This window comes from Polaromonas sp. P1_G4, assembly GCF_056405475.1.
This window is the reverse complement of record NZ_JBFUCA010000331.1, coordinates 1-4775: the sequence shown is the minus strand read 5'-3', so window position 1 is coordinate 4775 and position 4775 is coordinate 1. Positions and strand designations below refer to the sequence as shown.

The 4775-nt window shown below is 62.7% G+C and carries 5 protein-coding genes; all 5 read right to left on the bottom strand.

What is annotated here, in order from left to right; genetic code table 11:
* Positions 1 to 127: Mur ligase domain-containing protein (locus AC1D1X_RS15865; protein WP_477698623.1), on the bottom strand; the 127-nt coding region annotated here is incomplete at its 3' end.
* Entirely contained in the window at positions 124 to 1206 is a 1083-nt protein-coding gene (murG, locus tag AC1D1X_RS15860; protein WP_477698622.1) for an undecaprenyldiphospho-muramoylpentapeptide beta-N-acetylglucosaminyltransferase, read from the bottom strand. The genes AC1D1X_RS15865 and murG, both read right to left, overlap by 4 nt.
* Positions 1203 to 2459, bottom strand: coding sequence for a putative lipid II flippase FtsW (gene ftsW / locus AC1D1X_RS15855; protein WP_477668402.1), 1257 nt, complete (start codon positions 2457 to 2459; stop codon positions 1203 to 1205). The genes murG and ftsW overlap by 4 nt, the downstream gene beginning before the upstream one ends.
* Positions 2456 to 4255 carry a UDP-N-acetylmuramoyl-L-alanine--D-glutamate ligase gene (gene murD / locus AC1D1X_RS15850; protein WP_477668403.1) on the bottom strand — a complete coding sequence of 600 codons (1800 nt, stop codon included), beginning with the start codon at positions 4253 to 4255 and terminating at the stop codon, positions 2456 to 2458. The genes ftsW and murD overlap by 4 nt, the downstream gene beginning before the upstream one ends.
* 5 nt (positions 4256 to 4260) lie before the next feature.
* Positions 4261 to 4775 (bottom strand): phospho-N-acetylmuramoyl-pentapeptide-transferase (gene mraY / locus AC1D1X_RS15845; RefSeq protein ID WP_477698621.1); only part of this gene is annotated, 515 nt, incomplete at its 5' end.

Below are 4775 nucleotides of genomic sequence, written 5' to 3'. Positions count from 1 at the left end.
GCGTTGGGCTGTCTGACAGGTCAGACCCCGAAATGACGTATCCCAGGTTGTGCAGCACCTCTGCAATGCCAGACATGCCGGCGCCGCCCAGACCGATGAAGTGAATGTTTTTGATGGCGTGTTTCATGTCGCCAGCTCCTCACAAGCGGCCACCACACGGGCCGTGGCTTCAGTTTTTTGCATGGTTTTGGCCTGTAAGGCTTTCTGGACAAGCGCAAGCCGCTCTGTTTTTTGTAGCATTTCTGCCAGCATTCCGGCGCTGAGGTCGCGCTGCTGGATCAGCCATCCGCCTCCCTGGTCGACCAGGAACTTCGCGTTGACTGTCTGGTGGTCGTCGACCGCAGCGGGAAAAGGCACGAACACTGCCGCAGCGCCCACCGCAGCGATTTCCGTGACCGTACTGGCGCCAGCGCGGCAAATGATCAGGTCGGCATCGGCGAAGGCCTTCGCGGTGTCTTCAATGAAAGGCGTGAGCTCGGCCGATACGCCAGCCGCCGCATAGTTGGCGCGCAATTCTTCAATCTGCAGCGCGCCGCTTTGGTGGAGGACCTGTGGTCGTTCTGCTTCAGGGATCAGTGCGAGGGCTTTGGGTACCAGCTCGTTCAACCCCCGGGCGCCCAGGCTCCCGCCGATCACCAGCAGTTTCAGGGGAMCGCTGCGTCCGGCAAAACGCTCTTGCGGGTCGGGCTGCCGGGTAAATGCTGGCCGCAGTGGGTTGCCCACCCATTCGGCTTTGGGCAACACACCCGGAAATGCGGTGAAGACGCGGTCAGCCACACTCGCCAGCACCTTGTTGACCATACCCGCCACCGAATTCTGCTCGTGCAGAACCAGGGGCTTACCCAACAGCACACTCATCATCCCGGCCGGAAAACTGATGTAGCCGCCCAGGCCGACCACCACATCGGGCTTGACGCGGCGTACCACCTGGATGCTTTGCCAAAACGCCTTGAGCAGGCGCAGGGGCAGGAATGCCAGCGTGACCGGCCCTTTGCCCCGCACACCGGAAAAATCAATCGATTCGAAAGGGAAGCCGCGGGGCGGCACCAGCTGGCTTTCCATGCTGGGGCGAACTGCGCTGCCACGCCCGCCCAGCCAGTGCACCCGCCAGCCGCGCTCCCGCAGGGCCTCAGCCACGGCCAGGCCCGGGAAAATGTGCCCGCCCGTTCCTCCGGCCATCACCAAAGCACAGTGTTGCTTGCTCATGCGCGGCCTCCTCTCATGAGCAGGCGATTCTCATAGTCAATCCTCAGCACCACGGCCAAAGAAATCAGGTTCATCAGAATCGCCGAACCACCGTAACTCATCAACGGCAGCGTGAGGCCCTTGGTCGGCAGCGCACCGAGGTTCACGCCAATGTTGATGAAGGTCTGGAAACCTATCCAGATGCCAACGCCTTGCGCCACCAGACCGGCAAACAGGCGGTCCAGGGCAATCGACTGGCGACCGATGTGCATGATGCGGCGGGTCATCCACATGAACATGCCGATCACAGCCAGCACACCCAACAGGCCAAACTCTTCGCCAATCACGGCCATCAGGAAGTCGGTGTGCGCTTCGGGCAGCCAATGCAGCTTCTCAATGCTGCCGCCCAGACCCACACCGAAAATCTCGCCGCGGCCGAAGGCAATCAGGGAGTGGGAGAGCTGGTAGCCCTTGCCCATGGAGTATTTATCGCTCCACGGGTCGAGGTAGGCAAAGATACGCTCACGCCGCCATTCGCTGAGCATCACCATCAGGCTGAAGGCAACCACCACCACAGCCGCGATGACAAAGAACATGCGGGCATTGACACCGCCCAGGAAGAGAATACCCATCGCAATGACCGAGATCACCATGAACGCGCCCATGTCGGGTTCGGCCAGCAATAGCAATCCGACAATTGCTATGGCCACAGCCATGGGCATCACCGCGCGGAAGAAGCGCTCTTTCACTTCCATCTTGCGGACCATGTAATCGGCCGCATAGAGAAGCACCGCGAATTTCGCGAGCTCTGAAGGCTGAAAGTTCATGATGCCCAGCGAAATCCAGCGGCGGGCGCCGTTCACGCCTTTTCCGATAAACGGCACCAGGACCAGTATCAGCAGCAACAGGGAGAGGACAAACAGCCAGGGCGCCAGTTTTTCCCATGTGGCCAGCGGCACCTGGAATGCCAGGACGGCGACGATGAGAGCGACCACCAGCGACAACACATGGCGCAGCAGGAAATGGGTATGCGCATAGCGCGCGAATTTGGGGTTGTCGGGCATGGCCACGGAAGCTGAATACACCATCACAAGGCCCCACATCAGCAAGGCCACGGTGACCCACAGCAGCGCCTGGTCAAAACCGGCCATGCGAACAGGAGGTGCGGCCAGCGTCTGTGGCCGGCTGTGTCCGCCAAGCCGCACGGGAAGGACTTCCGACGCGGCCTTGCCGACACCGGAGAACCAGCCGAAAAAGCGCACGACAGCCGTCACAGCACATGCCCCTGTTCTTGCGCCAGCGCCTGCACGGCGTCGCAAAAGACCTTGGCCCGGTGCTCGTAGTTGTCGAACATGTCGAAGCTTGCACAGGCCGGCGACATCAGGACGGCTTCACCGGTCTGTGCCTGCTGCGCGGCCAGGGTGACCGCTTCCTCCATGGATGCGGCGTCGAACACTGGAATATTGCGGGGCAAGACCTCCTTGATGAGAGGCGCATCGCGCCCTATCAGCACCACGGCCCGGACGTGGCGTTGCACCGGGTCGGCCAACGGTGAGAAGTCCTGCCCCTTGCCTTCGCCGCCCAGAATGAGCACCAGCTTGCGCTCCAGTCCCAACCCTGTCAGAGCCGCCACGGTGGCGCCCACGTTGGTGCCCTTGCTGTCGTCGAAGTATTCAACGTCATTAACGACAGCCACCGACTCCACGCGATGGGGCTCACCGCGGTATTCGCGCAGGCCGTGCAGCATGGGGGCGAGGTTGCAGCCCGCAGCCACAGCCAGGCCCAGCGCGGCCAGGGCGTTGGTGGCGTTATGCCGCCCGCGTATGCGAAGGGCTTCGATAGGCATCAGGCGCTGCACGTGCAGCTCTACCTCTTCGTCCTTGCGGCGCTTGATGGTTTCGTCGGCCTCGGCCGCGCGCACCAACCAGGTCATGCCATTGACGGTTTCGATGCCGTAGTCGCCGGGGCGCTGCGGCTCGCCGGCGCCGAAGGTCGCATGGGGGCGCACCTGGGGCGGCTTCAGGCGCACCTTGACGGGCGGCGGCAGCATGGCCATCACGCGAGCGTCATCGCGATTGAGCAGCATGAAGGTGCTGGCACCGAAGACCCTGGCTTTCGCCGCGACGTAGGCGTCCATGTCGCCGTGCCAGTCCAGATGGTCCTGCGTGATGTTGAGCACCACGGCGGCCGTTGGCTCAAAGCCGTGCACATCGGCGAGCTGGAAACTGGACAGCTCCAGCACCCAGACTTGCGGCAGGGTTTGCGCATCCATATGGGCCGACAGCGTGTCGAGCAGCGTCGGGCCGATGTTGCCTGCCACGGCCACCGTTTTCCCGGCGCGCTGCACCAGTTGGCCCAACAGCGAGGTCACCGTGGTTTTGCCGTTGGTTCCCGTGATGGCCAACACTTCGGGCCGGTAGCCGGTGGGCTTTTCCGGCGGCACAAGACCCAGTAATTCAGGGGTTGCAACCCTTTCGCTCGCTTCTTCAAGGGCGACTGACCCGCCCTCTGGTGTGCTGTCTGCCGCATCTGGCAGAACCTCTGTGTCGTCGGAGGCACCGGCTGGCACAGAGGTTTCGCCCGCGAGCGAATCAGCTACAGCCATCGCATCGGGCACGTCCGTTCCATCTGATGATTCGGATGACAGCGACTCAGGCACCGGCTCCGGGAGTGCGGGAGGTGCCTCAGTTTCAGGCTCGTCTTCCACCGCCTCTGCGGCAGGGACATCGCGGAGATCRGCAAGAGCCAGGGAGAACAGATCAAGCTCACCCCCAACCGGCAAACCGATCTCGCGCGCAGCCTCCACCACAGGGGCGATCACTGCAGGCGCCAGCCCCGGCGAACGGTAGACAGCACGCACGGCAGTACCTTGCACCAGCGCTGGCGTAAAAGCACCGCCGATGAACGTGACGCCCGGCAATTCCTGTCGCAACGTTGCGAGCAAGGAAGGCGCCTCGCGCGTATCGGCGACCGTGACCGAAGCGCCATGGCGCACGCACCAGCGCGCCATGGCGAGGCCGGACGCGCCCAGGCCCAGAATCAACACGGTTTGGTCTTGCAAATGCCGCATGCCTGTTACCTGAGCTTCAAGGTGGAAAGACCGATGAGGCACAACAGCATGGTGATGATCCAGAAACGGACAACCACTTGGGTTTCTTTCCAGCCGCTTTTCTCGAAGTGATGGTGCAGCGGCGCCATCTTGAGGATGCGGCGGCCTTCACCGTAGCGCTTCTTCGTGTACTTGAACCAGGTCACCTGCATCATCACGGAGAGCGCCTCGACAACGAAGATGCCGCCCATGATGGCCAGCACGATTTCCTGGCGCACGATGACCGCGATGGTGCCCAGCGCGGCGCCCAGCGCCAGCGCGCCCACGTCGCCCATGAAGACCTGAGCCGGGTGCGTGTTGAACCACAGAAAGGCCAGGCCGGCGCCGGCCATGGCCGAGCAGAAAATCAGCAGCTCACCCGAGCCGGGGATGTGCGGGAAGAACAGGTATTTGGAGTAGACCGAGCTGCCGGTGACGTAGGCAAACACACCGAGCGCCGAGCCCACCATGACGACCGGCATGATGGCAAGGCCGTCCAGCC